This is a genomic window from Nonomuraea sp. NPDC048901, assembly GCF_040649695.1.
Lineage (GTDB): Bacteria > Actinomycetota > Actinomycetes > Streptosporangiales > Streptosporangiaceae > Nonomuraea.
The window spans coordinates 1-25,509 of the sequence record NZ_JBEZFW010000037.1; the positions used below are offsets into that span (position 1 = coordinate 1).

25 protein-coding genes and 1 pseudogene are annotated in these 25,509 nt (G+C 69.1%); 13 read left to right on the forward strand and 13 right to left on the reverse strand.

Annotation, left to right across the window (positions count from 1 at the left end):
- Positions 1 to 327: pseudogene (locus AB0C30_RS57060) on the forward strand (hypothetical protein); the annotation flags it as partial.
- Positions 328 to 887: 560 nt separating this feature from the next.
- On the opposite strand, the gene AB0C30_RS57065 reads toward AB0C30_RS57060, so the two are convergent.
- From AB0C30_RS57065 to AB0C30_RS57080, 4 genes are all read right to left on the reverse strand, one after another.
- Positions 888 to 1,814, reverse strand: a complete 927-nt coding sequence (locus AB0C30_RS57065; protein WP_357961245.1) for a nucleoside hydrolase — start codon at positions 1,812 to 1,814, stop codon at positions 888 to 890.
- Positions 1,815 to 2,055: 241 nt separating this feature from the next.
- Positions 2,056 to 3,018 (reverse strand): zinc-binding dehydrogenase, encoded by a 963-nt coding sequence (locus tag AB0C30_RS57070; RefSeq protein ID WP_357961249.1) that lies wholly within the window; start codon positions 3,016 to 3,018, stop codon positions 2,056 to 2,058.
- A 44-nt stretch (positions 3,019 to 3,062) separates the two neighbouring features.
- Positions 3,063 to 3,893 carry a helix-turn-helix transcriptional regulator gene (locus AB0C30_RS57075; RefSeq protein ID WP_357961251.1) on the reverse strand — a complete coding sequence of 277 codons (831 nt, stop codon included), beginning with the start codon at positions 3,891 to 3,893 and terminating at the stop codon, positions 3,063 to 3,065.
- On the reverse strand, positions 3,883 to 4,629 hold the full coding sequence (locus AB0C30_RS57080; RefSeq protein WP_357961254.1) for a TetR family transcriptional regulator: 747 nt from the start codon (positions 4,627 to 4,629) through the stop codon (positions 3,883 to 3,885). The genes AB0C30_RS57075 and AB0C30_RS57080 overlap by 11 nt, the downstream gene beginning before the upstream one ends.
- 81 nt (positions 4,630 to 4,710) lie before the next feature.
- On the opposite strand from AB0C30_RS57080, the gene AB0C30_RS57085 reads away from it, so the two are divergent.
- Positions 4,711 to 5,640 (forward strand): oxidoreductase, encoded by a 930-nt coding sequence (locus AB0C30_RS57085; RefSeq protein ID WP_357961257.1) that lies wholly within the window; start codon positions 4,711 to 4,713, stop codon positions 5,638 to 5,640.
- Between the two features lie 64 nt (positions 5,641 to 5,704).
- Here AB0C30_RS57085 and AB0C30_RS57090 read toward each other — a convergent pair whose 3' ends face one another.
- The 3 genes from AB0C30_RS57090 to AB0C30_RS57100 form a co-directional block, all read right to left on the reverse strand.
- The gene (locus AB0C30_RS57090) at positions 5,705 to 6,001 is read right to left on the reverse strand and encodes a hypothetical protein (protein ID WP_357961260.1); all 297 of its coding nucleotides are present in this window, start codon (positions 5,999 to 6,001) and stop codon (positions 5,705 to 5,707) included.
- A 175-nt stretch (positions 6,002 to 6,176) separates the two neighbouring features.
- Positions 6,177 to 6,374: a hypothetical protein gene (locus AB0C30_RS57095; protein WP_357961263.1), complete on the reverse strand. Its 198-nt coding sequence runs from the start codon at positions 6,372 to 6,374 to the stop codon at positions 6,177 to 6,179.
- A 107-nt stretch (positions 6,375 to 6,481) separates the two neighbouring features.
- The gene (locus tag AB0C30_RS57100) at positions 6,482 to 7,036 is read right to left on the reverse strand and encodes an isochorismatase family cysteine hydrolase (RefSeq protein WP_357961265.1); all 555 of its coding nucleotides are present in this window, start codon (positions 7,034 to 7,036) and stop codon (positions 6,482 to 6,484) included.
- Between the two features lie 117 nt (positions 7,037 to 7,153).
- Here AB0C30_RS57100 and AB0C30_RS57105 point away from each other — a divergent pair, with 117 nt between their 5' ends.
- Positions 7,154 to 7,711 carry a DinB family protein gene (locus AB0C30_RS57105; RefSeq protein ID WP_357961268.1) on the forward strand — a complete coding sequence of 186 codons (558 nt, stop codon included), beginning with the start codon at positions 7,154 to 7,156 and terminating at the stop codon, positions 7,709 to 7,711.
- Between the two features lie 132 nt (positions 7,712 to 7,843).
- Here AB0C30_RS57105 and ald read toward each other — a convergent pair whose 3' ends face one another.
- Positions 7,844 to 8,965, reverse strand: a complete 1,122-nt coding sequence (gene ald / locus AB0C30_RS57110) for an alanine dehydrogenase (protein WP_357961271.1) — start codon at positions 8,963 to 8,965, stop codon at positions 7,844 to 7,846.
- Between the two features lie 208 nt (positions 8,966 to 9,173).
- Here ald and AB0C30_RS57115 point away from each other — a divergent pair, with 208 nt between their 5' ends.
- Positions 9,174 to 10,148, forward strand: coding sequence for an excalibur calcium-binding domain-containing protein (locus AB0C30_RS57115; RefSeq protein ID WP_357961274.1), 975 nt, complete (start codon positions 9,174 to 9,176; stop codon positions 10,146 to 10,148).
- Positions 10,149 to 10,163: 15 nt separating this feature from the next.
- Here the strand turns inward: AB0C30_RS57115 and AB0C30_RS57120 are convergent, their stop codons facing one another.
- The 3 genes from AB0C30_RS57120 to AB0C30_RS57130 form a co-directional block, all read right to left on the reverse strand.
- A complete protein-coding gene (locus AB0C30_RS57120) occupies positions 10,164 to 11,549 on the reverse strand; it encodes an NCS2 family permease (protein ID WP_357961277.1) in 1,386 nt (461 codons plus the stop codon).
- A 107-nt stretch (positions 11,550 to 11,656) separates the two neighbouring features.
- Positions 11,657 to 11,887, reverse strand: coding sequence for an EF-hand domain-containing protein (locus tag AB0C30_RS57125; RefSeq protein ID WP_357961280.1), 231 nt, complete (start codon positions 11,885 to 11,887; stop codon positions 11,657 to 11,659).
- Positions 11,871 to 14,084, reverse strand: coding sequence for a molybdopterin cofactor-binding domain-containing protein (locus tag AB0C30_RS57130; RefSeq protein WP_357961283.1), 2,214 nt, complete (start codon positions 14,082 to 14,084; stop codon positions 11,871 to 11,873). The genes AB0C30_RS57125 and AB0C30_RS57130 overlap by 17 nt, the downstream gene beginning before the upstream one ends.
- Positions 14,085 to 14,177: 93 nt before the next feature.
- Between AB0C30_RS57130 and AB0C30_RS57135 the strand changes: the two genes are divergently transcribed.
- The 5 genes from AB0C30_RS57135 to AB0C30_RS57155 all read left to right on the forward strand — a co-directional run bounded on the left by AB0C30_RS57135 (position 14,178) and on the right by AB0C30_RS57155 (position 20,463).
- On the forward strand, positions 14,178 to 15,659 hold the full coding sequence (locus AB0C30_RS57135; protein WP_357961285.1) for a helix-turn-helix domain-containing protein: 1,482 nt from the start codon (positions 14,178 to 14,180) through the stop codon (positions 15,657 to 15,659).
- A gap of 263 nt (positions 15,660 to 15,922) precedes the next feature.
- Complete coding sequence (locus AB0C30_RS57140; protein WP_357961288.1) at positions 15,923 to 17,206, forward strand: helix-turn-helix domain-containing protein; 1,284 nt, start codon at positions 15,923 to 15,925, stop codon at positions 17,204 to 17,206.
- A gap of 44 nt (positions 17,207 to 17,250) precedes the next feature.
- The gene (locus tag AB0C30_RS57145; protein ID WP_357961291.1) at positions 17,251 to 17,892 is read left to right on the forward strand and encodes a copper resistance CopC family protein; all 642 of its coding nucleotides are present in this window, start codon (positions 17,251 to 17,253) and stop codon (positions 17,890 to 17,892) included.
- Entirely contained in the window at positions 17,889 to 19,865 is a 1,977-nt protein-coding gene (locus tag AB0C30_RS57150; RefSeq protein ID WP_357961293.1) for a cytochrome c oxidase assembly protein, read from the forward strand. Before AB0C30_RS57145 ends, AB0C30_RS57150 begins: the two co-directional genes overlap by 4 nt.
- Before the next feature lie 208 nt (positions 19,866 to 20,073).
- Positions 20,074 to 20,463 (forward strand): hypothetical protein, encoded by a 390-nt coding sequence (locus tag AB0C30_RS57155; RefSeq protein ID WP_357961296.1) that lies wholly within the window; start codon positions 20,074 to 20,076, stop codon positions 20,461 to 20,463.
- Here the strand turns inward: AB0C30_RS57155 and map are convergent.
- The gene (map, locus tag AB0C30_RS57160; RefSeq protein WP_357961299.1) at positions 20,450 to 21,298 is read right to left on the reverse strand and encodes a type I methionyl aminopeptidase; all 849 of its coding nucleotides are present in this window, start codon (positions 21,296 to 21,298) and stop codon (positions 20,450 to 20,452) included. The genes AB0C30_RS57155 and map overlap by 14 nt on opposite strands.
- 32 nt (positions 21,299 to 21,330) lie before the next feature.
- Between map and AB0C30_RS57165 the strand changes: the two genes are divergently transcribed.
- Positions 21,331 to 21,507 carry a hypothetical protein gene (locus AB0C30_RS57165; protein WP_357961302.1) on the forward strand — a complete coding sequence of 59 codons (177 nt, stop codon included), beginning with the start codon at positions 21,331 to 21,333 and terminating at the stop codon, positions 21,505 to 21,507.
- A 30-nt stretch (positions 21,508 to 21,537) separates the two neighbouring features.
- Here the strand turns inward: AB0C30_RS57165 and AB0C30_RS57170 are convergent, their stop codons facing one another.
- Complete coding sequence (locus tag AB0C30_RS57170; protein ID WP_357961305.1) at positions 21,538 to 22,869, reverse strand: S41 family peptidase; 1,332 nt, start codon at positions 22,867 to 22,869, stop codon at positions 21,538 to 21,540.
- 88 nt (positions 22,870 to 22,957) lie between these two features.
- Between AB0C30_RS57170 and AB0C30_RS57175 the strand changes: the two genes are divergently transcribed.
- From AB0C30_RS57175 to AB0C30_RS57185, 3 genes are all read left to right on the forward strand, one after another.
- Positions 22,958 to 23,611 carry a response regulator transcription factor gene (locus AB0C30_RS57175; RefSeq protein ID WP_357961308.1) on the forward strand — a complete coding sequence of 218 codons (654 nt, stop codon included), beginning with the start codon at positions 22,958 to 22,960 and terminating at the stop codon, positions 23,609 to 23,611.
- Positions 23,608 to 24,669: an ATP-binding protein gene (locus AB0C30_RS57180; protein WP_357961311.1), complete on the forward strand. Its 1,062-nt coding sequence runs from the start codon at positions 23,608 to 23,610 to the stop codon at positions 24,667 to 24,669. The genes AB0C30_RS57175 and AB0C30_RS57180 overlap by 4 nt, the downstream gene beginning before the upstream one ends.
- Positions 24,670 to 25,026: 357 nt before the next feature.
- A complete protein-coding gene (locus AB0C30_RS57185; protein ID WP_357961314.1) occupies positions 25,027 to 25,377 on the forward strand; it encodes a hypothetical protein in 351 nt (116 codons plus the stop codon).
- Positions 25,378 to 25,509: the final 132 nt, after the last annotated feature.

The following is a 25,509-nucleotide window of genomic DNA, read 5'->3' on the forward strand; positions in this document are numbered from 1 at the left end:
ATCCGCCACCTCATGGAGGAGATCATGAAGTCCGCGTCCACCAAATGGCCGGTCTACAGCCCCTTCGCCCGCGAACACTACGGCCGCGGCAAAGCCGAAGGCAAGGCAGAAGGCAAGGCGGAGGGCAAGGCCGAAGGTAAGGCAGAGGGCAAGGCGGAAGAGGCTGGTAGGTCGGTGCTGCTCGTGTTGGCTGCCCGTGGCTTCGACGTTCCCAACGACATCCACGCCCGGATCGTCACCTGTACGGACCTCGCCCAACTCGAAACCTGGCTCGCCCGAGCGGTCACCGCACAGACCCTCCAAGGGTTGTTCGACGAAGTGGGCTGAGTGCCGGGCCGCCTGGTCGGTGCCGGCTCGATCACCTGCCTCCCTGCGATGACCTTGACCGGATCCCGGGCTCTGGGCCAGCGGCTGCTTCGGCAGGCCTACCGACTCCCGCAAGGTGCGGCATGGAGTGGCCAGGGCGTTCGGCGTGCTCATCCGCTACAGCCATAAAGCCACCGCTCGACGCTGCCACTACCAACGGATCCCAGCCATGATCGCGAAGTGTCACTGAAGTAGTAGTGCTCATCCGCGACAGCGAAAACAGGGCTCTCTTTCTGTGGCGAGCACGGTATTCTCGCGCGCCAATATCACGGGCCGCTCGTTGACGGCCTCCGCACTCGCGGACGCGGCGAAATATGCGACCGGTGACTCGGCGGACACTTCCGGCGAAACCAAACGTTGGTCGGGCTTATCTCTCGCTGGTACATGCGTCACCGTCGAGGTCGTCCAGTGCTTGACGCGACCGGACATGATCCGGCAGCCCAGTAGTTTCACTCCGCCCACCCCGATGAACGGCACGTGCACCCATAGCACGTCGCCTTGCTTGATCGAGCGGGTTCGGTCTACTGCTGTTGCGCCCTTTCGACAGCATCGATCCAGGTCTCGTTGAAGGTCCGGTCGTCCAGGTCGGTGAGCACCTGCGTCCGCCGCCCGTTCGGGTCGCTCGTGAAGCACAACTGCTCTGCTTCGAGGACGGTCCGCAGGCGTTGTTCTTGGACGATGGCCCCGCCCCAGCCGAGCGCCACGGCGCACGCGACCGGGTCCCAGTGGATGTTGATCAAGTCATCGGGCAGTCCCGCATGGGCGCGGCCGAGTTCCGTCATACCGCCATCTATGGCGTAGGCCCTGCATTGGCGGGCGATTAGTTCGCCCAGGGGGCCAGAGGCGGCCACGCGGGGCAGGTGAGCGGCCCGCAGGTGCGCTTTGACGGCGATGGGGAGGGTGACCAGGGTGAGCTGGGCGTGCTCGGCCAGCAGCTGGGCGGCTTGGGTGTCGCACTGTGTGTTCCAGTCCATCTCCGGGCCCCACGCGGGCAGTCCGGGGGCGAGGGTGTGCAGCCATCCGCCCATGGCCACCACCTGCACCCCGTCTAGACGACCGGGCCGGGCCTTGTGCAGCAGAGCCAGGTTGGTGAAGGGCCCGATGGCTGCGATGGTGGCGCCGAGATCGATGCTGCGCTCAAGCAGGTCGATGGCTGCTTCCGGTGGTGCGGGACGGGGGGCTACGGGAACGCCCCAGTACCGCTCGTGATCGAGTAGGGCGCCCACAGGCCCGCCCGTGGTGAGCGATCTTCCTGCGCCGGCGACGACCGGGATGTCCAGGCGCCCGACCAGCTGGAGACAGTGCGCGACGTAACCGGCCCGCCGGCCATCAGGGTCAGCGGTCGTGGTGATGCCGACGATCTCCACGCCGGGCCAGCCCAGAACCATCGCCAGGGCGCAGAGGTCGTCGGGATCCCCGCCCAGGTCGGTGTCGATGTGCAAGCGCATGTCAAGAATCCTGTCGTCCGTCGTGCCTGCCTGCCACGGCTTTTCCGATCGGTCGTCATGGAGACCCGCGAGTGGCTGGAGCACCGCCAGCGGCCGAACCGGCAGGCCACGCATGTGCAGCGGGTCTGTCCCGTGGGGCCGAAAGCCGTGGGGTGGGGGTACAAGCGGGGACGTACAACGGGCGTCGGAGCGCATCCACAGAGAACCGCCTCCGACCTGCTCATGTTCTTTGAGTTAGGCGTCAGATTCGTTCGACTTCGAGCACGAGCTTGCCGGTCGTACGGCCGGACTCGATGCGGCGGTGCGCCTGTGCGGCCTGCTCCAGCCGTAGTGACTCCACCTGCACCCGAAGCTCCCCGCTAGCGGCCGCCGCGACAGCCCGATTCAGCGCCCGACCCGCCTCTGCCGGGAAAGCGGCGGAGAACGCGGCCAGGTTGAACCCGGAGACCGTCTTGTTGGTGAACCACAGTTCGTCGGCCGAGATCCCGACGTCCTCGGCGCCGGAGGCGTTGCCCATCACCACCATCCGGCCCATCGGCGCGAGCAGGTCCAGGCTGGTGCGTCGGGCCGCACCGCCGACCATGTCCACCACGATGTCGAACCGACCGGCCTCGGCCACCTGCTCGCGCAGGACGACCTCGTCATAGCCGAACGCCTTGGCGGTCTCGATCTTGGCGGGGCTGCCCACGGTGCCCACCACGCGGCCCGCGCCCAGCAACCGGGCGGCCTGGCCGAGCTGGCTGCCCACGCCTCCGGCGGCGGCGTGCACGAGCACGGTTTCGCCTGGTTCGATGCGGGCTACCCGGTCGAGTACGAGGAACGCGGTGGTGCTGTTGGAGGGCAGCGCCGCCGCGATGCCCAGCCCCAGGTCGTAGTCGTCCAACGGGGCCACCAGGTCGGCGGAGGTGGTCACCACCTCCGCGTAGCCGCCGCTGTCGACGATCGTCAGCGCGGCGACCGACTGGCCCACCCGCAGCCCCTCGACGCCGGGGCCGAGCGCCCGGATGCGGCCGGACACCTCGATGCCGGGCACGAAGGGCAGTGGTACGTCCACCACGCCCTGCCGGTAGAGGATCTCGGCGAAGTTGGCGCCCGCGTAGGCCACGTCGATGGAGACCTGCCCCGGCCCGGGCTCGGGGAGCTCGACCTCGTCGAGGCGGAGGACATCAGCACTGCCGAATTCGGGAATCGTGATTGCCTTCATGCCCTCCATCGTGGTGGGACGGCTTCCGGCAAGGCAGTGTCAGCTCATCCTGGGTGTGCCACCACCAGGCTTTCTACTTTCTCCTTGGTGTCGGTGTCGGGATGCGGTGTGTGCAGTACCACGTTGAGGTCCGTACGATCCGGCAGCCGGAACAGCGAATACTCGAAGGTGAGGTTCCCGGCTTCGGGGTGGGTGATCGCCTTGATCCCCTGGGAGCGGGAGCGTACGTCCGGCCGGGCCCACAACTCGGCGAACTCCGCACTGGCGCTGCACAGCTCTTCGGCGATCTGACCGAACACCGGATCGTCGTGATAGCGGGCGGCGCTGGCGCGGAAGTCGGCCACCATGTCCGGGGCGAACTCGTGCCATTCGGTGAACCTGCCCCGGTAGATCGGATGGGTGAAGAACGCCACCATGCAGTTCCGGACATTGTCATCGAATCCGAACACCCACCTGGCCGCGTCGTTCATCGCCACCAGGTTGTAGTGCCGATCCAGTACGTGCGCCGGATTGGGCATCCATGCCTCCAGCACCGCGCGCAACTGCTCGCTCACCGGCGCACCCGGCCGGCCTGCGGGGTCCGGTGGATTCAGCCCGGCGAGCACGTAGAGGTGCGCCCGTTCCGCCTCGTCAAGTTTCAGCACACGGGCGACCGCGTCCAGCACGGCATCGGAGACCTTGATGTCGCGTCCCTGCTCCAACCAGGTGTACCAGGACACACCCACCCCGGCGAGCACTGCCACCTCTTCCCGGCGCAGTCCCGGAGTGCGGCGGCGTCCTCCTTCGGGCATGCCGACGTCGGCGGGGGAGAGAGCCTCCCGCTTGGCGCGCAGGAACTCTTTGAGCTGGTCACGGCGGCCTGGACTAGCAGTCACAAACACACCATAAGCGACTATAGGCACCGGCCTCCGCGGCCGAGATCGTGGATGCTGCTGTCTGGTCCTTCTGGTGGGATTGACCGCAGTGCCGCGGCGCATCCAAGGTTCGCGGTCCAGAGCCTTCGCCATCGACGGTGTCCAGCGCCGGCGCGATCACGGCGAAAGCCTGGTCGATCAGGGCGGTGGGGGCCTCGGAACCGTCGCTGTCGCTCCACCGCCGCAGCACGGCGTCGAAGGCGGTCAGTGCCATCCCGGCCGCCATGTGCGGATACAGGTCGGTCGCGGAGTCGAGCCCCAGCCGGTGGGCCAGTTCCGCCGTCAACTCCGCACGCCACTGCGCCTGGCGCTCCAGGAAACGGGCGAGCAGGGCCGGTGTGTTCAGAATCAGCTGCACCACGCGCAGCGCCCGGTCGGCATGGTCGGCGCAGGCATTGACGGAGACCCAGACGGTGTGCCGCAGTGCGGCCGATGGCGGCTCCTCGGCGGGGCGGGCCGCCAACTCCGCACGCATGCCGGCGCCCATCTCGGCCAGGAACTGGACCACCACGTCCTCCTTTGAAGCGAAATATCGGAAGAACGTGCGTCGGGAAACGCCCGCGGCGGCCACGATCTCGTCGACCGTGACCGCGTCGAACCCTTTCCGGGTCAGCAGATTCAGCGCCGCCTGCGTCAGCTCGTCAGAGACAAGCTGACGTTTGCGCTGGGCCAGGCTCACTTCGGGGCGGATGGTCACCGGCCCATCTTACATCCCATGCCGCTAGTGGCACGGAAGCGCGACTTGACACTCAGTGCCTACAAGGGCAGCGTGTGCCGCGTGACAAAATCCTGGACCTCCGCGCACATTCCGGACCAGACCACACGGACGTTCGTCGTCACCGGAGCCACCAGCGGCCTCGGCCTGGCGACCACCCAAGCGCTCGCCCGCAAGGGCGGGCACGTCATCCTCGCCGTACGCGACGAGCCCAAGGCCCGCCAGGCGGTCGCGAAGATCGTCGCTGAGCAGCCGGGCGCCCGCCTGGAGGTACGCCGCCTCGATCTGGCCGATCTGGACTCCGTCCGCGCCTTCGCCGACGGGTTGCGCTCCGACCACGCGCGGCTGGACGTGCTCATCAACAACGCCGGTGTGATGGCGCCACCCCGTACCCTCAGCGCGCAGGGCCACGAGCTGCAGTTCGCCGTCAACCATCTCGGCCACTTCGCCCTCACCGGCCTGCTGCTCGACCTCTTGGCCGACGGCGACGACCCCCGCGTGGTCACCGTCAGCTCGACCAACCACCGGCAGGGCCGCCTGTTCTTCGACGACCTGGCCGGCGAGCGCACGTACGCGCCGATGAAGTTCTACAACCAGTCGAAATTCGCCAACGCGGTCTTCGGCTGGGAACTCCACCGCCGCCTGACCGCCGCAGGCAGCCCGGTGGCCAGCATGCTCGCCCACCCCGGCTACGCCGCCACCAACCTGCAGACGAGCGCACCGGTCGGCATGGTGAAAATGCTGTACGGCCGGATCCTCACCCCGCTCGCACAGCCCCCGGACCGGGGCGCACTGCCCCAGCTGTACGCGGCCACCGCCCCGGACGCGTCCGGCGGGCAGTTCTTCGGGCCGGACGGCATGGGCGAACTGCGTGGCGCGCCAACACGGGTGCGACTGGCCCCGGCCGCCGCCGACGCCGAGACCGGACGCCGGCTGTGGGAGTTGTCGGAACAGCTGACCGCTGTGCGGTACGCGCTTCCGGTCACTGGCTGAGTCTGAGCGACACCCCTGCCTCTACAGCTCGCGATCTTCGGGGCCAAGGCAGCGCTTCGGGTTCCTACCCTCCAGGTGGGTTATGGCGTCGACCATGTCGGGGAACGCGTCGAACGGCGGCGAGCCGGCCGGTGAGCGCATGGTCCGGCGCCAGGAGGTGCTCCACCTCCGCTTCGGTGCGTGAGGTCAGCAGCATGAGGCTGCGTCCTGCGGCGGCGAGCTCATCGAGCGCCCGGAGGTTCTCCGGTGCCACGACATCCAGCCGCCCGACCACCACGTACTCCCGGAGCGCCGCCTGATAGACAGGAGCGAAGGTCGTGAGGTCAAGGCCGGGCGAACGCTGTGGCATCGCTTCGAGCAAGGGCTGCCCCACGTGGACAGGTGCACGGCTCGGGGCATCGGCTCGCGGCCGATGCGCGCCAAAACCTCGTTTTCCAGTTCGAACACACCGCCTCGGTGAGGAGGCGCGCGCGTCCGGTCCCAGGTGAGCCGCGACGGCACGGGCTGGATCTCCGGCGTTCACACCGGAGAGCGCGTCAAGGGTCGACGGTCTCCTCGGACGTGCGGTGGTCGATCCGCAGGTCGGGTGTTGATTCCGCGTACTCCTCGCGGGCGTCGGAGTCGGCGAGGATGCTTGCCGCCTGCTTCTCGGTGTCGTCGCTGCCTGCCGCCTGTTCCTCGGGCAGCAGGTGCTCGGCGCGTCGTCGTATCCGCTCTGCCATGGGCTCGTGCATCACCCCGGCGTACCCGCCGGGGTGTCAGGAAAACAGATGTCAGGGACGCGAACAGCCTCGGATCACCGGGCCGCCCGGCACCCAGGTGCCAGGGAAGCGGCCTCGGATCACTTGGTCGTCGCCACCCACTCGGCCACGGTGGTGACGTCCGCCTGGCCGGGGAACACCTTTTCCACGAGCACCCGGTGCACCTCGGGATCGGAGTCGAGGCAGGCGTCGGACAGGACGGTGAGCTGGAAGTCCAGGTCGGCCGCCTGGCGCAGGGTGGACAGCACGACGCCGCTCGTGGCGATGCCGGTGAGGACCAGGTGATCGATGTCGCCTGCCCGCAGGACCATGTCGAGGTCGCTGCCGGCGAAGGCGCTGACCCGCTTCTTCGTGACGACGACGTCGCCAGGTTCCGGTGCCACGTCCGGATGGATCTCCATGGCCTGCTCGTTTCCGCCGATTCCCCCCATGCGGGCGATCGCGCCGAACATCTTGTTGCGGGGACTGATCTCCGCATATCCGGGACGGAACCCGACGGCCGCGTAGATCACCGGGAGGCCGGCGGCCCGGGCGGCGTCGATCGCCTCGCGCAGGCGCGGCAGGTAGGCGGGGTCCGGGTAGCGGTCCACGATGACCCGTTGGACATCCATCACCAGGAGAGCGGTCTTGGCCACTGTCGTCCTTCCGTGAGTTACAGCGAATGGCCATGAGTCTAGGGACCGTTAATCAGTTGTCGGCCGCCAGGCGCTTCGCCCAAGATGGCGGCCATGGCAACGACACGACGAGCCGACATGTTCACCGCGGACGGCAAGCCATCTGACGACGACCCACGTGAGAACGGGCCAACGTTGGGCGACGAGCGCACCACGCTGATCGAAAACCTGCGCTGCGCACGCCTCACCTTGGAGATGAAATGCGCGGATCTCGATGCGGAGGCGATGGCGCGGCGTTCCGTTGAGCCGTCGACGATGTCGCTCCTGGGCCTGGTGCGACACCTGGCCGAGGTGGAGCGTGGGACGTTCCGGGTGCTGATGGCCGGACAGGACGTCCCCAAGCTGTTCACCTCCGAGACCGACCGTGACGGTGACTTCGACGGCGCTGTCGCCGACCCCAAGGTCGTGGCGGAGGCGTGGGAGGCATGGCGTGCGGAGGTGGACTTCGCCGAGCGGTTCATGGCCGAGGCGCCCAGTCTCGACATCACCGCCGACGATGCCGCGAATCTGCATGGCAGCGGTGGAGGGTTGATGTCGCTGCGCGAGGCGGCGCTCGGAATGATCTGGGAGTACGCCCGCCACATGGGTCATGCCGACCTGTTGCGCGAGCGCATCGACGGCCGCATAGGTCAGTAGTCGTGAGTACATCGCCGCGGGAGTGTGCCCCTGGTCCAGGAGGTCAGGGCGCTCCAGTGGTGGACCATGAGGATCGCCAGGCCGGCGTCGAAGGAGTCGCCCGGCACCGGGAGGTGCTCGGCGGTCGCCTCGTCATGCTCGGGTCAGTACGTCTTCCAACGGCGTCCATGTGAACCCGTGGGCCTCCGCCACCGGCCGGCTGGTCAGGCGGCCCTCGTGCGTGCTCAGTCCCAGCGCGAGCGCCTGGTCCTGGCGCATGGCCGGTGCCCAGCCCCGGTCGGCGATGGCCAGCGCGTACGGGAGCGTGACGTTCGTCAGGGCGAACGTTGAGGTGTACGGGACCGCGCCCGGCATGTTGGCCACGCAGTAGAAGATCGACTCGTGCACCTGGTACGTCGGCTCCGCGTGCGTGGTGGGCCGGGAGTCCTCGAAGCAGCCGCCCTGGTCGATCGAGATGTCGACCAGCACGGAGCCGGGCTTCATCCGGCTGACGAGCTCATTGGTCACCAGCTTGGGCGCCTTCGCGCCGGGCACCAGGACCGCGCCGATGACCAGGTCGGCCTCGCGTACGGCGCTCTCGATCTCCAGGGTGTTGGAGGCGACCGTCTGGCAGTGGCCCTGGTAGATCATGTCGGCCTGGCGGAGTTTGTCGATGTTCTTGTCGAGGAGGAGCACCTCGGCCTGCATGCCGAGCGCGATGGCGGCGGCGTTCATGCCCGACACGCCCGCGCCGATCACCACGACGTGGGCCGCGCGCACGCCTGACACGCCGCCCATCAGCACGCCTCTGCCGCCCTGCGAGCGCATCAGATGGTACGCGCCGACCTGCGGCGCGAGTCGTCCCGCGACCTCCGACATGGGGGCGAGCAGGGGGAGGGCGCCGTTCGGCGTCTGTACGGTCTCGTAGGCGATCCCGGTGACGCCCGAGTCGAGCATCGCCTTGGTGCAGGCCCGGGAGGCGGCCAGATGGAGGTAGGTGAACAGGATCTGGCCCTTGCGCATCCGGTGGTATTCCTCGGCGATCGGCTCCTTCACCTTCAGCACCAGGTCGCTCTCGGCCCAGACGTCGTCGACCTGGTCGAGTATGACGGCACCGGCCGCCGCGAAGTCGGCGTCGGGGATCGACGAGCCGAGGCCCGCGTCGTGCTCGACGTGGACCTGGTGGCCGTGCCGTACCAGCTCGTGGACGCCCGCGGGGGTGAGCGCGACGCGGTATTCGTTGTCCTTGACCTCGCGGGGAACGCCGACCTTCATCGAGACTCCTTGAGCGTGGAAACCCCTGCCTTCAGGCGGCGTCACTTTCTTCTCGACCGCCGTAAGGATCCATCGACAATCTGCAGCCCTTTCTCCCATCTTCCCCATTTCTTGCTGGACGATGAGGATCGTTCACCTGATTACCCCGCTACAGCCGGTCCTCGATAGGCTCACCCGCAGCCCGAACGTCAGGATGGGGTCGCCAACGATGGAGAAGCCGGAAGAGCCGCCACCCGCGGAGCCCGGAGAGCCCGGAGAACCCAAGGCCAGCAGATTCACCACCATCGTGTTGATCGTCTCGCTGGTGATCGTCGTGCTCATCTCCGGCGTGCTGGGGACGGTCGCCGTCCTGATGACCAGAAGCCCCGACGCGCCGCTCCTGGGGGGCGTCCCTCCGCAGCGGCTGGCGACGCCGATCCACTTCGCGCCGGTCAGAGACACCAAGCCGGCGCCGTGCCCGGGTGTCACGGCCGTGCTCGACAAGGCGCAGACCACCTGTTACCTGCTGGAGGACGGGGTCACGGTCAACGCCGTGCAGCGGATCGAGGCGGTACGCGAGAAGGACGGCACCTACTCGGTGCGCATCGCGATCGCGCCCGCGTTCAAGCAGAAGGTGTCGGACCTCATCGACGAGCTGGTGACGAACCAGCGGCAGGTGGCGGTCGTCCAGGTGCCCAAGACCGTCCTGGCGGCACCGATCGTCACGCAGCCCATGGACGGCGACAGCCTGAGCATCGTGGGCTTCGACAAGGCGGCGGCCGAGGCCCTGGCCGCGAGTCTGCTCGGCTCCACGCCGTCGCCCGGAGCACCGACCGGCGGAGCGCCGACCAACGGAGCGCCGACCGACGCCGCCCCGACCGCGGGGGTACCGACGGGTGGAGCGCCAACGGGTGGAGCGCCGACGGGTGGAGCGCCGACGGGTGGAGCGCCGACCACCACGGGCCAGTCCCCCACGGGCACGACGGGCGTGCCCAACGCGGGAGCGCCGACCTCGGGCGCCTCCGCCCCGGCCAGCCATGCCACCTCTCCCGTCCGGGGCACCCTGGACCCCCACTACGCGAGCTGCAAGGCGGCCGTCGCCGCCGGCGACGGCCCGTACACCAAGGGCGTCCACCCCGAGTACGCCTGGTACCCCGACCTCGACAAGAACAACGTGGCCTGCAACACCGCCGACATCCGCTGACAGCCGGCCAAGCAGCTACCCGAACAGCTCCTCCAGCGCAGTGATCCCGAAATAGGCCAGGAAGATCAGCGAGACCACCCACAGCAGCCACGGAATCTCGCCGAACTTCCCCCGAGCCGCCTTGATCAGTGTGTAAGAGATCACCCCGGCCCCCACCCCGTTCGTGATCGAGTACGTGAACGGCATCAGCGCGATCGTCAGGAACGCGGGCACGGCCAGCTCCAAATCCTCCCAGGGCACGTTCCTGCTCTGCGTCATCATCAGCGCCCCGACCAGCACCAGCGCGGGCGCCGCCGCGGCCGCGGGCACCATCCCGGCCAGCGGCGTGAACAGCAGGGCCAGGCCCAGCAGCGCTCCGGTCACCACGCTGGCCAGCCCGGTCCTGGCCCCCTCGCCCACACCGGCGGCCGACTCGACGAAGACGGTGTTCGCCGACGAACTGGTCGCCCCGCCGATCATGCCCGCGACGCCGTCCACGGTCAGGATCGCGCCCAGCCGCGGCACCCGCCCCTGCTCGTCCACCAGCCCGGCCTCGTCGCTGACGCCGATGATCGTGCCCATCGCGTCGAAGAACCCGGACAGAATCAGCGTGAACAGCACCACGGCCGCAGTCAGCGCCCCCGCGCTCACGAACCCGCCGAACAGGTCGAACCGTCCCACCAGCCCGAAGTCGGGCGCCGCGACCAGCGACTTCGGCACCCGGGGCGTCACCACGCCCCAGGTCCTGGGGTCGATGGTGGCCAGTGAGTTCACGACCACGGCCAGGACAGTAGTCACCGCGATGCTGATGAGGATGGCCGCCGGAGTCCTGCGTACATACAGGACGATCATCAGGAGCAGCCCGAAGCAGAACACCGTGACCGGCCAGCCCGCCAGGTGCCCGGTCGCGCCGAGCTGCACGGGCGTGCCGGAGCCCGCCGCCACGAAGCCCGCGTCGACCAGGCCGATCAGCGCGATGAACAGCCCGATCCCCACGCTGATCGCGTGCTTGAGCGCCAGCGGGATCGCGTTCATGATCAGGGTACGCAGGCCCGTCACGGCCAGGATGACGATCGCGAGTCCTTCGAGGACGACCAGGCCCATCGCCTGGGCCCAGGTCATGTGGGGCGCGGCCTGGTAGGCCACCACCGCGTTCAGGCCGAGCCCGGCCGCCAGCCCGAACGGCGCGTTGCCGATGAAGGCCATGAGCAGCGTCGAGACGGCCGCAGCCAAGGCGGTCGAGGTGGTGAGCTGGACGATCGAGAGCCTGGCGCCGGTGATGTCGCGGGCGCCGGCCAGGATGATCGGGTTGAGCAGGATGATGTAGGCCATCGCCATGAACGTGGTGATGCCGCCGCGCACCTCACGCCCGGCCGTCGTCGACCGGCCGGAGAGCTCGAAGAACCTGTCGAGCACGGCCATTCCCCCTCGCGATCAAGGGGGAGTGCCGGGTGCCCTACCCGGCCGGGAACGTGATCATCCCTCCGGCCGGTCCCACAAGGCGCCGATCACGCCTCGCAAGGCATCGATCACGCCTCGTGCTTGCCACCACCCACCAGGCCGACGAACTCCTCCAGGCCGATCCGGCCGTCGCCGTCCTTGTCGATGGCGTCGATGAACGCGCTGATCTCCGCGTCGGTGACGCCGTGCCCGCCGAGGGCCGCGTTGACCTGCCTGATCTCGCTGGTCGACAGCAGGCCGTCGCCGTCGGTGTCGAATCGCTCGAACTCTGCCTTGGCCGCGTCACGTGCGCTGGTCATCGGATTCCTCCCCGTAGTCGCTCCGCCCATTAACCAAGGCGATATCTTCCGGTCTGATGGGAACGCGCGTCAACCGCAGTCCGGTCGCCGCCCGCACCGCCGCCGCGATGGCGGGTGTGGACGAGAGCGTGGGCGGCTCACCCGCGCCACGCAGTCCGTACGGGGCGGCGGGGTCGGGATTTTCCAGGATCTTCAGCGCCATCGGCGGCATGTCGAGAATGGTGGGAATCAGGTAGTCGGTGAACGACGGGTTCAGCAGCCGCCCGTCACGCATCTGGATCTCCTCCATCAGCGCCAGCCCGAGCCCCTGCGCCGAGCCGCCGTGGATCTGGCCCTCCAGCGCCTGCGGGTTCATGATCCGCCCCACATCCTGTACGGCGGCCAGCTCGACCACCTTGACCAGGCCCAGCTCGACGTCCACGTCCACCACGGCCCGGTGTACGCACAGGGCGAGCTGGGTGTGCGAGTCACCCTGCCCGGTCTCGCGGTCCATCGGGAACGTGGGCCGGTGCCGATACTCCCGCGTCTCCTCGATCGGCCCGTACTTCTCCAGCGCCTCCCTGGCCGGCAGCCCCTCGAAGCGCGCCCGTACCGCCTCGCAGGCCGCCTTCACCGCTCCGCCGGTGACGTACGACTGCCGCGAGGCCGACGACGAGCCCGCCGAGCCCACCGTGGTGTCGGCCGTCGCCACGGTCACGTTCTCGACGCCGAGCTCGGTCCTGGCGATCTGAGCCTGGAGCGTCACCAGGCCCTGGCCGACCTCGGCCGCCGCGGTGTGCACGGTGACGTGCGGCTCGCCGCCGATCAGCTCGGCTCGGACCCGGGCCGTGGAGTAGTCGTCGAAGCCTTCGGAGAAGCAGATGTTCTTGATGCCCACGCCGTACCCGACGCCTCGCCGTACGGACTCGCCGTGGGTGGTCTGCGAGACGCCGCCCGGCAGCGCGCGCAGATCGGACTCCCGGGAGGGCGGCAGCGGCATCGCGGCCAGCTCGCGGAGCATGCCGGCCAGCGGCGCGGGCGAGTCGATGATCTGGCCGGTGACCAGGGACGAACCCTGCGACACCGCGTTGCGCACCCGGATCTCGACCGGCGACAGGCCGCACGCCTCGGCCAGGAGATCCATCTGCGACTCGTACGCGTAGCAAGCCTGCACCGCGCCGAACCCGCGCATCGCCCCGCACGGCGGGTTGTTGGTGTAGACGCCGGTGGCGTCGATCCGGACGTTCGGCACCTCGTACGGGCCGGCGCCGAGCGAGGCGGCGTTGCCGACGACGGCGGGGGAGGAGGAGCAGTACGCGCCGCCGTCGAGCAGGATGTCGGCCTTGACGTAGACGAGCTTGCCGTCACGGGTGGCCCCGTGCTCGTAGCGCATCCACGCGGGGTGGCGGTGTACGTGGCCGTAGAACGACTCCTCGCGGTTGTAGACGATCTTCACGGGACGGTTCAGCCGGAGCGCCAGCATGCAGGCGTGCGCCTGCATCGACAGGTCCTCGCGGGCGCCGAACGCGCCGCCGACGCCCGACAGCGTCAGCCGTACCTTCTCCGGCGGCAGCCCGAGGCAGGGGGCGAGCTGGTCGCGGTCCACGTGCAGCCACTGGGTGGCGATGTACAGGTCCACGCCGCCGTCCTCGGCGGGGACGGCCAGGCCGGACTCGGGGCCGAGGAACGCCTGGTCCTGCATGCCGACCTCGTACTCGGCCGACACCACGACGTCCGCCTCGAAGGTGTCGCCCACCCGCACCGGCTGATGTCGTACGAAATTTCGGGACTCACGGGGGTCTGTCACGGCGGGACGGGGCTCGTACTCGACCACGATCGCCGCCGCGGCCCTGCGCGCGGTCTCCGGATGGTCGGCGGCCACCAGCGCGACCGGCTCGCCCTGGTAGCGGACCTGGTCGATGGCCAGCACGGGCTGGTCCTTCAGCTCCAGGCCGTAGAACTTCTCGCCGGGCACGTCCTCGTGCGTCAGCACCGTGAACACCCCGGGCATCGCCAGCGCGGGACCCACGTCGATCGAGCGGATCCACGCCGAGACGTGCGGGCTGCGCAGCGTCACGCCCCACGCCATGCCATCGAGCCACAGGTCGGAGGCGTAGGCGAACTCGCCCGTCACCTTCAGTGTGGCGTCCGGCCGCTGGGCGCTCTCACCCACGCCCATGGACTCGAGCCGCCGCGTCTCGCTCGACGTTTCGGTCATTCTCCGAGTAGAGCACCAGCGTGGCGGCGGTCCTATGCGCGTGACGTTAAATCCCGGTCAGAGCTTGACGGGCCGACTTGTATATTCCTCCAAGTGCGCATCAGTGACCTGCTTGCCATCGGCGAGCTGCGCCTCAGGCTCCTGACCGGCGACCCGGCCACGGAGTTCACCGGCGTGCACATCACCGACCTGCCCGAGCCGGGGCGCTACCTGTCGGGCGGCGAGCTGGTGCTCACGGGGATGATGTGGCGCACGTCACCGGACGACGCGGCCCGCTTCGTCGCCGCGCTGGCCGAGGCCGGGGTGGCCGCGCTCGGCGCGGGCCAGGCGTGGCTCGGTCATGTTCCCGACGACCTCGTGGCGGCGTGCGCGGCGGCCGGGCTGACGCTCGTCGAGGTGCCCACCGAGGTCTCCTTCCGTACGCTCGCGGAGCTCGTCGTGCCCCGCCTGTCCGGCGACGCGCGCGACGCGCTCGGCCGTCACCGCAGGCTGCTCACCGCCGTGGCCGAGGGCGCCGCGCTGCCCGAGCTGTTCGCGCTGACGGCCGCGGAGCTGGGCGTCACGGGCGCCGTCGTCTCCGCCACCGGCCGGGTGATCGTGGGCTCCGCCGAGGATCCGGTACGGCTGGCCCGCGCGTACCTGACGGCGTCCCGGCTGCCCTGCCGCGTCGGCGAGCACACGATCTTCGGCGTCGGGCGTGGCCACCGGGCCGCGGGCTGGCTGCTGGCCTGCGACGGCGACCTGCTGGACCGGCCCGACATCGGCTACGAGCTGGCGGCCTGCGTCGCGGTCGAGCACAGCCGGATGGAGGAGGGGCGCCGGGTCGAACGGCGGCTGGCCGAACAGCTCGTCACGGCCGCGCTGGCGGAGGCGGGCCCGGCCGAGCTGGACGCCAGGCTCCGCACCTGCGGGCTCGACGCCGCCGAGCCGTACGCGATCGTGAACGCCACCGTCCTCACGGCGGGCCGGCCGGGCGATCCGGACGCGGCGACGTTGGGCGGGCAGACCATGGAGGAGCTGCTGGCCCGCGAGGTCGTCGCGGCGGTATGGACGGACGGCGCGGTGGCTTTGGTGCCGCTGCGGGGCTCGACGGCGAGCGCGGTGGCCGAGCAGCTGAGTGCCGGGGTGGAGGTGCTGTCCGCGCTGCCCGGCACGCGGGTCTGCGTCGGGTTGAGCGGCGCGCTCACAGGCGCGGTGGCCGTGAAGGGCGGGGTCGAGGAGGCCGGGCACGCCAGGCGGCTGGCGGAGGTGCGCGGCGGCGGGGTGGTGACGAGTGACGAGATCTACACGCACGCCCTGCTGCTGGCCACGACCCCTGGCGACGTGCGGCGCTCGTTCGCCGGTCGGTTGCTCGGGCCGCTGCTCGACTACGACGGGCGGCACCAATCGGAGCTGGTGCGTACTCTCGGCACGTTCCTCGACTGCGCCGGCTCATGGAACGCGTGCGCGGAGCGGATGCACGTGCACGTCAACACTGTCCGTTACCGGATCAAGCGGGTGGAGGAGCTGACCGGCCGCGATCTGTCGACGATGACAGACCGGGTCGACTTCTTCCTGGCCCTCCGGGCAGGCTGAAGCGATTACGACAAGCGGCGCGATGATCACGCTGAGTTGCTGATGACATCATCCGGTCAAGCGGTCAATGATCACCTAGCAGCATATTGGGACATCAAAGCTGACAGCAGGAGACGATTGGGCGTTCGCAGTCGTAGCATTGCTTCCTGCGACCAGTACGGTCGCAGCCATGGCAGCAAGTGCGGACAAGATAAGACGCATACGCATGTGGGGTCTCCCTCGCCTATGGGTAGAGCGTTTCATCATCTCAAGGAGCGGCGACTGTGACCACATCTGACCTGGTCGGACTCCGGATTAAGACGGTTCGGCGACAGCGTGGCCTGTCGCAGGCGCAACTCGCGCACCCCGAACTCTCGGATAGCTACGTCTCCTTGATTGAGAGTGGCAAGCGTACCCCGACTCCCGCGGTCCTGGAGTTGCTGGCTCAGAAGCTGGACTGCTCGCTCTCCTATCTGGTCAACGGCGTGACGGCCGAGCAGATGGAGGACATCGAACTCGCCCTCGGCTACGCGCGGCTGGCCCTGGAGAACGGTGAAGTCTCCGAGGCCCGCACCCGCTTCGCCGAGCTGATGGCGAACAATAACCTGACAGGTCTCACGTCTCTCCGTCAAGACACCGAATTCGGGCTCGCCCTGGCCACCGAGGCATGCGGTGACCTTACCGGAGCCATCGCCATCCTCGATCGGATCAGCCAGGAGGACATCCCGGCCGACCGCCGCATCGAGGTGTCCATCGCCCTGTGCCGTCTCTATCACAGGAGCGACAGGCTGACCGAGGCCGTCGCGATCGGTGAAGGCATTCTGGGCGGCGCGAGCCGGCCGGCCTGGTCCGACCTGACCATCGAGCTGGGTGCCACGCTGCTGGGCGCGTACATGCTGCGCGGGGATCTGCTGCGCGCCCGCCAGTTCGCCGCCGAACTGCTGAACGCGGCCGACCTGCTCGGCACGCCGAGATCGACGGTCGCCGCCTGCTGGAACGCCGCCGTCGTCGCCGAGACCACCGGACACGGCGAGGAGGCCCTGGGCTTCGCCGAGCGGGCGCTGGCCGTCCAGTCGGAGTACGGTCAGCCGCGCAACCTCGCCAGGATGCGCAACGCGTACGCCGCGCTGCTGCTCAGGGTCAGGCCGTCGGCCCGCAAGGAGGCCCGCCAGCTGCTCATCAAGGCCGACCAGGAACTGGCCCAGTCTTCCGCCAGCACGGCCGACCGCGCCGGCTGCCTGGTGGAGCTCGGCCGCGCCGAGATCCTCGACGGCAACTATGAGCAGGCGATCAGGTACGTGCGGGCCGGCACCGAGTTGCTGCCCGAGACCGCCAAGACCCTGGGCGCCGAGCTGCGCCTCATGCTCAGCCGCACCTACGGTGGGGTCGGCAGGTTCGGCGAGGCGCAGCATGAGCTCGACATCGTGCGCCAGTGGATCAGCCCGCTGCCCGACACCGGCAAGGTCGCCTCCACCTGGTACGCCGCCGCCGAGACCATGGAGCAGCTGGGCGACGCCGACAACGCCGTGAAGGCCTACCAGCGCGCGCTGGCCTGCGCGGGCCTGTAGCGAGGTCAGGACCGGGCGGCGACGTCGGTAGCCTTGGGGATGTCATGAAGAGATCCCCGTTCGCGGCTCTCACCGCGTTCCTCGCCGCCCTGGTCCTGCTGGGCACCGCCGGACCGGCCCTGGCTCACGACGCTCTCAAGAGCAGTGACCCGGCCAAGGGCGCCACGGTCGAGTCCGTCGACGAAGTCAGGCTCGAGTTCACCTCGGGCGTGCGCATCCCGGTCGTGGTCGTCCGCGGCGCCGAAGGCACCGCTCACCAGAGCGGCGATCCCCGTGCCGACGGCAAGGTGGTGACGCAGGAGCTCAAGGGCGCGTTGCCCGATGGGAAATACACGATCGCCTACCGCGTCGTCTCCTCCGACGGGCACCCGATCGAGGGCGAGATCCCGTTCACGGTCAAGGGGGCGCCGTCACCCTCGCCGTCGTCCTCGCCGAGCGCGCCGTCAGCGAGCGCGCAGTCGCAGGCGCCCGTCACAGAGGCTCCGGCAGCCCAAACCCAGGCCCAGGCTGCGGCTTCGGCCGCGCCGGCCGAACAGGCGGGGGCCGCCTCGACGTCGTTCCCCGTGTGGCTGATCGTCGTGGTCGGCGCGCTCGTCGGCGTCGGCATCGGCTTCCTGCTCAGCGCGCGGCAGAAGCGGCCGACCGGCCCGCGTACAGATTCGCCCAGAGACGAGAAGAAACCGTGACCAGGGCCGCGCGTCTCGCGCTCGCGGCGGTGGGGGCGGCGCTCGTCGCCCTGGTGATCGCCATGGTCGCCGGCGGCGCGGCGTTCCCGCGGATCATCGCCGGCCTGCCCGACGCCGGGCCGATCACCCGATGGGGGCTGCCGGTCTCCAAGCTGTGGATGGACGCGGCCGGCGTGGTCACCATCGGCCTGCTGCTGACCGCCGCCCTCCTGCTGCCCAACGACAAGGGCCTGCTGGGCAAGACCGCGCTCGGCTATGTCAAGGCCGCCTCCTGGAGCGCGCTGTCCTGGGCCGCCGCCGCGTTCGCCGCGATCATGTTCGGGGCGGCCGACTTCTTCGCCCGTCCGGTCACGGAGATCTTCGAATCCAACTACCTGACCGGCTTCGCCACCCAGTTCGGCCAGGGCATCGCGCTCACGCTCGTGGTGCTGTTCGGGGTGGCCATCGCGCTGTTCTCGCGGGGTGCCATCACTGCCGGGGCCGCGGCCGGCCTGCTGGTGCTCGCGCTGGCCACGTTGCTGCCGCCCGCGCTCACCGGTCACTCCTCCTCCTCGCCCAACCACGACCTGGCCACCTCGGGGCTGGCGCTGCACCTGCTCACGCTGTCGCTGTGGGTGGGCGGTCTCGCGGTGGTGGCCCTGCACGCCGTACGGAAGCTGCCGCAGCTGGAGATCGCCGCGGCCAGGTTCTCCAGGCTCGCCCTGTGGTGCTACATCGGGGTCGGCGCGTCCGGGGTGTTCAGCGTGCTGGCCCGGCTGACCTCGGTCTCCGACCTCTGGACGTCGGCGTACGGCGTGCTGATCGTGGCGAAGATCATCGCGTTCGTCCTGCTCGGCTACGTGGGCTGGTGGCACCGGCAGCGCACACTGGCCGGGATGGGCGCCGGCCGCCATGGCGCGTTCACCCGGCTGGCCTGCGGTGAGCTGCTGCTCATGGCCGCCACCATGGGCCTGGCCGTCGTGCTCTCCCGCACCGCGCCGCCGCCGGTCAGCTTGCCCGCAGACCGGGCCTTCGACCTGCTCGGGTTCCCGATGCCGCCGCCGATCACGATCGGCAACCTGGCCTCGCTGTGGTGGCTCGACCTGTTCTTCGCGGTGGTCGCCGCCGTCCTGGGCGGCCTGTACGCCGCCGGGGTCATCAGGCTGATGCGGCGCGGCGACAGCTGGTCGTGGGGCCGCACCGCCGCCTGGTTCAGCGGGGTGGCGCTGCTGGTCGTGGCCACCCAGAGCGGTGTGGCCCGCTACGCCAAGGTCATGTTCGACGTGCACATGGTCGAGCACATGACGCTCTCCATGGTCGTGCCCATCCTCCTGGTCCTCGGCGGCCCCGTCACGCTGGCGCTGCGCGCGCTCAGGCCGGCCGCCAAGCGCGGCGACCGGGGGCCGCGCGAGTGGCTGACGACGATCCTGCACAGCGGGTTCGTCAAGGTCGTCGGCCATCCGGGCATCGCGACGGCCATCTTCATCGCCTCGACGTACGCGCTGTACTTCACGCCGCTGTTCGAGTCGGCCATGGAGGAACACCTCGGGCACATCTTCATGACCCTGCACTTCCTGCTCAGTGGCTCGCTGTTCTTCTGGACGATTATCGGGGTCGACCCGGCGCCGCACCGCCTGCCGTACGTGGGCAAGTTGCTGGTCCTCTTCGTCACGATGCCCTTCCACGCGTTCTTCGGCGTCGCGCTGATGATGACCGGCACCGTACTGGCCTCCGGCTGGTACGACCAGCTCGGCCGTACGTGGGGCGGCCCGCTGCTGGAGGAGCAGCAGAACGGTGGCGCGATCGCCTGGGGGTTCGGCGAGATCCCGACCCTGATGGTGCTGCTGGCGATCGCCATGCAGTGGTACCAGGACGACGAGCGGCAGGCGCGGCGGGCGGACCGCAAGGCCGATCGCAGCGCCGCGGGCGACCCCGAACTCGCCTCCTACAACGCCTACCTCGCCAAGCTCAACAGAAGTGACAGGGCCGAGTAGCCGTTCGGCCACGGCCTTCTATCCTCCACCGCGCGTAACCGAACCGCCGGGTAGCCTTGCTCGCAGGGGAGACGGGCATAACCTCATGAGCTGTGTGCGTAAGGCCCGAGGGGGGAAGTGCGCGCACGCGCATGGGGACATCGGTATGGGGGCCGGTGCGTGCCCCATGTGCTCAGAGAGGCGATCAGAGTTGTCGAAAGAGACGCGCATGCGCGGGGGGCAAAGCCTGGCGGAGGCGCTGGAGACCTACTTGGCGGAGTGGTCGGAGCGCACGGGCATCGCCGTCGAGACGTGGGCGCTGCCCTCGACCGACGTGCCGTCCCGCATTGGGGCGGGCGTGCTGGCCGCCATGCGCGAGGCCCTCGGCAATGTCGAGGCGCACAGCGGCGCGAGCCTTGTCTCCGTCGCGGTGACCTCGGGCAGGGACGGCCTCCGGATGACGATCCGCGACCACGGCCGGGGCTTCACCACGCTCAGAGCGGGCCGCGGCATCGCGCGGATGCGGGCCACGTTCACCGAACTAGGCGGGAGCCTGTCGGTCACCGGCACGCAGGGCGAGGGCACCACCGTCAGCGGCGTGGTGCCTAGGCGAGGGTGAGGATCTCACTGCCCGTGTCGGTCACCACGATCGTGTGCTCGAACTGAGCCGTGCGCTTGCGGTCCTTGGTCACGGCGGTCCACTTGTCGGGCCAGATGTCGTAGTCGATCGTGCCCAGCGTCAGCATCGGCTCGATCGTGAACGTCATCCCCGGCACCAGTTCGACCCGCAGCGACGGGTCCTCGTAGTGCGGCACCATCAGGCCCGAGTGGAAGGTGGTGCCGATGCCGTGCCCGGTGAAGTCGCGCACCACGCCATAGCCGAACCGCTTGGCGTACGCCTCGATGACCCGGCCCACCACATTGAGCTGCCGGCCCGGCGCGACCGCCTTGATCGCCCGCATCATCGCCTCGCGGGTGCGCTCCACCAGCAGCCGTGACTCCTCGTCGACCTCGCCCACCAGGTAGGTGGCATCGGTGTCGCCGTGGACGCCGCCGATGAAGGCGGTGATGTCGACGTTGACGATGTCGCCGTCGCGCAGCACGGTGTCGTCGGGGATGCCGTGGCAGATCACCTCGTTGATCGAGGTGCACAGCGACTTGGGGTAGCCCTTGTAGCCGAGCGTGCTCGGGTAGGCGCCGTGGTCGACAAGGAACTCGTGGCCGATCCGGTCCAGCTCGTCGGTCGTGACACCGGGCTGGATGTGCTTGGCGACCTCGGCCATCGCCTGCGCCGCGATCCGGCCGGCCACCCGCATCCGCTCGATCATCTCCGGGGTTTTGACATCGGATTCGCCGGTCTTGGGATGCTTCTTGCCGACGTACTCCGGCCGCTGGATGTGCGCGGGGACCTTTCGAATGGGCGAAACTCGCCCTGGCTGGAGCAATGTCGTCATGAAAGGCAAGTCTACGGGGCAGGATTGATCCCGTGAGCGATGGCCAGTGGTGGTTCTGCCTCAAGCACATGCGCGTCGAGCCCGACCAGGGCTGTCCTAACAAGGACCGGATGGGCCCCTACGAGACCGAACAAGAGGCGGCCGGCGCCCTGCAGCGTGCCGCCGACCGCAACAAGGCGTGGGACGAGGCCGACGAGGACGACGACTAGGCCGCAGATCCAACGTTCGGGCTCGCGGACCTACAGCGACGCGAGCGCCTTCGCCACGCCCGGGTCGCGCCCGGTGGCCAGGTCAAGGGCGGTCATCGGGGCGTAGTGATCGACCGGCACACCGATCGTGTCGATGATCTCCCGGGCCGGCCCGAGGTGCCGCACCTTGGGCAGCAGCAGAAGGCTGCCGTCGTCGAGGAGATAACCTTCGGCGGGGCCGGAGATGGCACCCGCGGTGCGGGTCCCGATGAGGGGGCCCAGGTTGTTGTCCTTGACGGCCGCGCTGAAGTCCTCGCAGGCCGAGGCGCAGCCCCGGTCGGTGAGGACGACGAGGCGCAGGCCGAGCAGCGGGACGGTGTCGTCGGTCCGGTTGGGCACGCAGTCTCCCTGGAGCGGGCAGAAGTAGCTGGTGATCTTGCCGTGGGCGAACGCGCCGAGCAGCCGGGTCACCTCACGAGGCGACCCGCCGCCGTTGCCGCGCAGGTCGAGGACCACCGCCTTCGGTGCGCCCTGGAGCTTGGCGATGACCTGGTCGGCGGCCCCTTCGAAGAAACCGGGCAGCTGGACGTACGCGACGCCGCCGGGAAGCGTCTTCGATGTCACCGCCGGAGGCTGCCTCGTGATGGGGCCCTCCTTGAGGTCGACGGTGCGGATCCGTCCCGTCGTGGGGCGCTTGAGCGTGAGCTTCACCGGGCCGGAGGTGGTGAAGGCGTCGACGATGCTCTGGTTCACGGTGTTCCCGATGAACGCCGGCACGCCGTTGACCTTGACGATGATGTCGCCGGGTCTGATGTCGGCCTTGGCGGCGGGGCTGCCGGGCAGGACACGGGTGATGAACAACGGCGGCTTGGCCGCCGGGTCGAGTTCCGGGCCGTGCTCGGCCGACACGCCCACGATGCCCGTTCCGGTCGGCCCCCCTTCCGGCGGCGGAGTCGGCCTGACCGCGCGGGCGTGGTTGTCGTGCAGCCCGGCGACCATTCCGGTGATCGCGGCGCGCAGCGCGGACACGTCACCCGCGCCGAGGACCTGCGCGAAGGCGGCCCAGTCGGTGTCGCGGTTCCCGGTCAGCTCGGGCAACCGGAGGTCGGCCCGATCGGCGTCGCGCCGCATCAGGTCCTGGGTGTAGGCGGCGAAAGCGCTCTTCAGCAGGGCCTTCGGGTCCATGACCGGACCGCTGTAGTAGTTGTCCAGCACGCAGAAGTACGCCTGCCGGAGTGTGTTCACCGAGGTGGGCGGCGCCGATTGCGGCGGCGGCGCCGTGGCGGCGGTGCAGCGGTCGTCTGAGGCGGCGGCCGGCGAGGACGCGGGTGCGGACAGGGCGCAGGCCGCCGTCAGCACGGCGGCGCAGAGGTTTTTGATCATGGCTGTCATGGTGGCCGGAAGCGGGTTGCACGGCCGTGAACGGATCCGTTAACGCCGCTGTTACCCCGATTCGGGTACGAACGTCAGCATGCGGGTCTTGGTGGCCGAAGACGAACGCGATCTGGCCGATCTCGTGGCGGTGGGGTTGCGCCGCCACGCCATGGCCGTCGACGTGGTCTACGACGGGGCCGCCGCGGCGGAGCGGCTGGCGGTGAGCGACTACGACGTCCTCGTACTGGACCGGGACCTGCCCGGGAAGCACGGCGACCTCGTGTGCCGTGATCTGGTGGCGCGCGGGAGCCGTACCCGGATCCTGATGATGACGGCCGCCGCTGCGGTGCCGGAGCGGGTGGCCGGCCTCGGGATGGGGGCCGACGACTACCTGCCCAAGCCGTTCGACTACGCCGAGCTGGTCGCCCGGGTCCAGGCGCTGGGGAGGCGCAGCCAGGCGCAGGTGCCGCCGGTGCTGACGCGGCACGGGATCGTGCTCGACGCCCACCGGCTGCAGGCGTCGCGGGACGGGCGGCATCTGCACCTGTCGCTCAAGGAGTTCGCCGTCCTTGAGGTGCTGATGAGAGCGGACGGCGCGGTCGTGAGCTCTGAACGGCTGCTCGACGAGGCATGGGACGAGAACGTCGACCCGTTCACCACGGTGGTTCGGGTCGTGGTCAGCCGCTTACGCGCCAAGCTGGGCGACCCGGCTTGCATCCAGACGGTTCCCGGCGCGGGATACGTGTTGTGACGACGATCCGGGTGCGGCTCACGCTGATCTACTCCGGACTGTTCCTGCTGACCTCGACCGTTCTGCTGATCACGGTCAACCTGCTGCTGAGCCAGGCGCTGCACAGGGGGGTCTCGCGGATCCAGGGGGCGCCACTGGCGCCACAGGCGCCGATACGGGGAGTGCCGGCCGATCTGCCGCCGGTGCTGCCCGATCTGGTGGACGACGTGATCGACTACCAGTGGGGGGTGACCGAGCTGACGGTCGGACTCCTGACGGTGGTGTCAGTGATCGTCGGCTGGCTGGTCGCCGGGCGGATCCTGCGACCCGTCCACCGGATCACCGCGACCGCGCAGCGACTGTCCATGTCGACCCTGCACGAACGCATCGCGCTCAGCGGGCCGAAGGACGAGCTGAAGGAACTGGCCGACACGTTCGACGCGATGCTCGACCGCCTCGAACTCTCCGTCGAGGCGCAGCGGCGCTTCATCGCGAACGCGTCCCACGAGCTGCGGACCCCGCTGGCCGTCCAGCGAGCGGCGATCGAGATCGGCCTGCCCGAGGACGTCGGCGCGATCCGCGACAAGCTCCTGTTCCACAACCACCGCACCGAGAACCTCATCGACGCCCTCCTGGTCCTCGCCCAGGCGGAACACGGCCTCGAGAAGCGGATCCCGGTGGCCCTGGACGAGGTGGTGAGAGTCGTCCTGGCCGAAGGAGACCCGGACGGCGTCGCCGTGACCACACGGATCGAGCCGTTCACCGTCGATGGGGATCCGATCCTGCTGAACCGGCTCGTCACCAACCTCGTCGACAACGCGGTCCGCTACAACCATCCCGGCGGAAGCGTCGAGGTGACGCTCTCCCACAGTGCTCTGACCGTCCGGAACACCGGCCCGGAAGTGCCGAGTGAGCGTATGGGCGATCTCTTCGAGCCCTTCCGGCGCCTCCACACGACCCGTGAGCAGGGTGCCGGACTCGGGTTGTCGATCGTCGCGTCGATCGCGAAGGCGCATGAGGCGGGCGTGCGGGCACGCCCCAACCCAGGGGGCGGCCTGAAGGTCGTGGTCGTCTTCTGAGTCGCCCGCTGCCACGGGCAAGACCGATTCCCTGGGACTCCCATTTCGCTTCAGCTGACAAACGCCCCCAAAACAAATCATCCCCTTAGCGGACAAGCGCTCTCAAAATACTTGTACGGCTTGCATAAGGCCATCGGTTGAAACGCCGAAGGCGATTAGCCGAAAAGGCCGCGGGCGAAACTCTGGACTTGTTGTTCGCGAAGGGCGTGGGATATAAATTCCACGTCACCGAAAAAGGGGGGCACGACGCCGATGTAAAAAATTGAAGTGTTCTCGCATCGTACGCCGGCGGTCCACGGCATCCGGTCATGGAGGCATGGGCCGTCAGAAACCACAAAAGAGGGGATGGCTAATTCCATGAAGACGAACACGCGCGTGGCCTCGGTCGCACTCATGCTCGGCCTCTTCGGTTCCGCGCTGGTGGGGGGTGCCTCGATGGCTCAGGCCACCGGTGGCTACTCCTGCTCCAACGGCCTCGCCAACGTCGTCACCTGCAACAACGTCGTCGCGGGCGTCCCGGTGAAGCTCAACATCACGGGCAACCGGACTCTCACTGGTAACGAGATCGGCGTCCTGCAGAACAACCTCAACGGGACCGCGGTGAACGTCGCGGCCATCAAGAACTCGGTCGTCAAAACCTACGCCACGTTCAGTCCGACGGTCATCATCAAGGACATCAACGTCTGCATCGCGTCCGTCTGCAAGTAATGCGCGGCGGGCTCCGCTGAGAGCCTGGACGGGATAGGAAGCAGGGGATGGTAAAGCTATGGCGGGCCGCTGACCGGGCGGCGGCCCGTCATAGTGGGCATTTATGAATGAATGCGTTAGTGAATGGGCCGC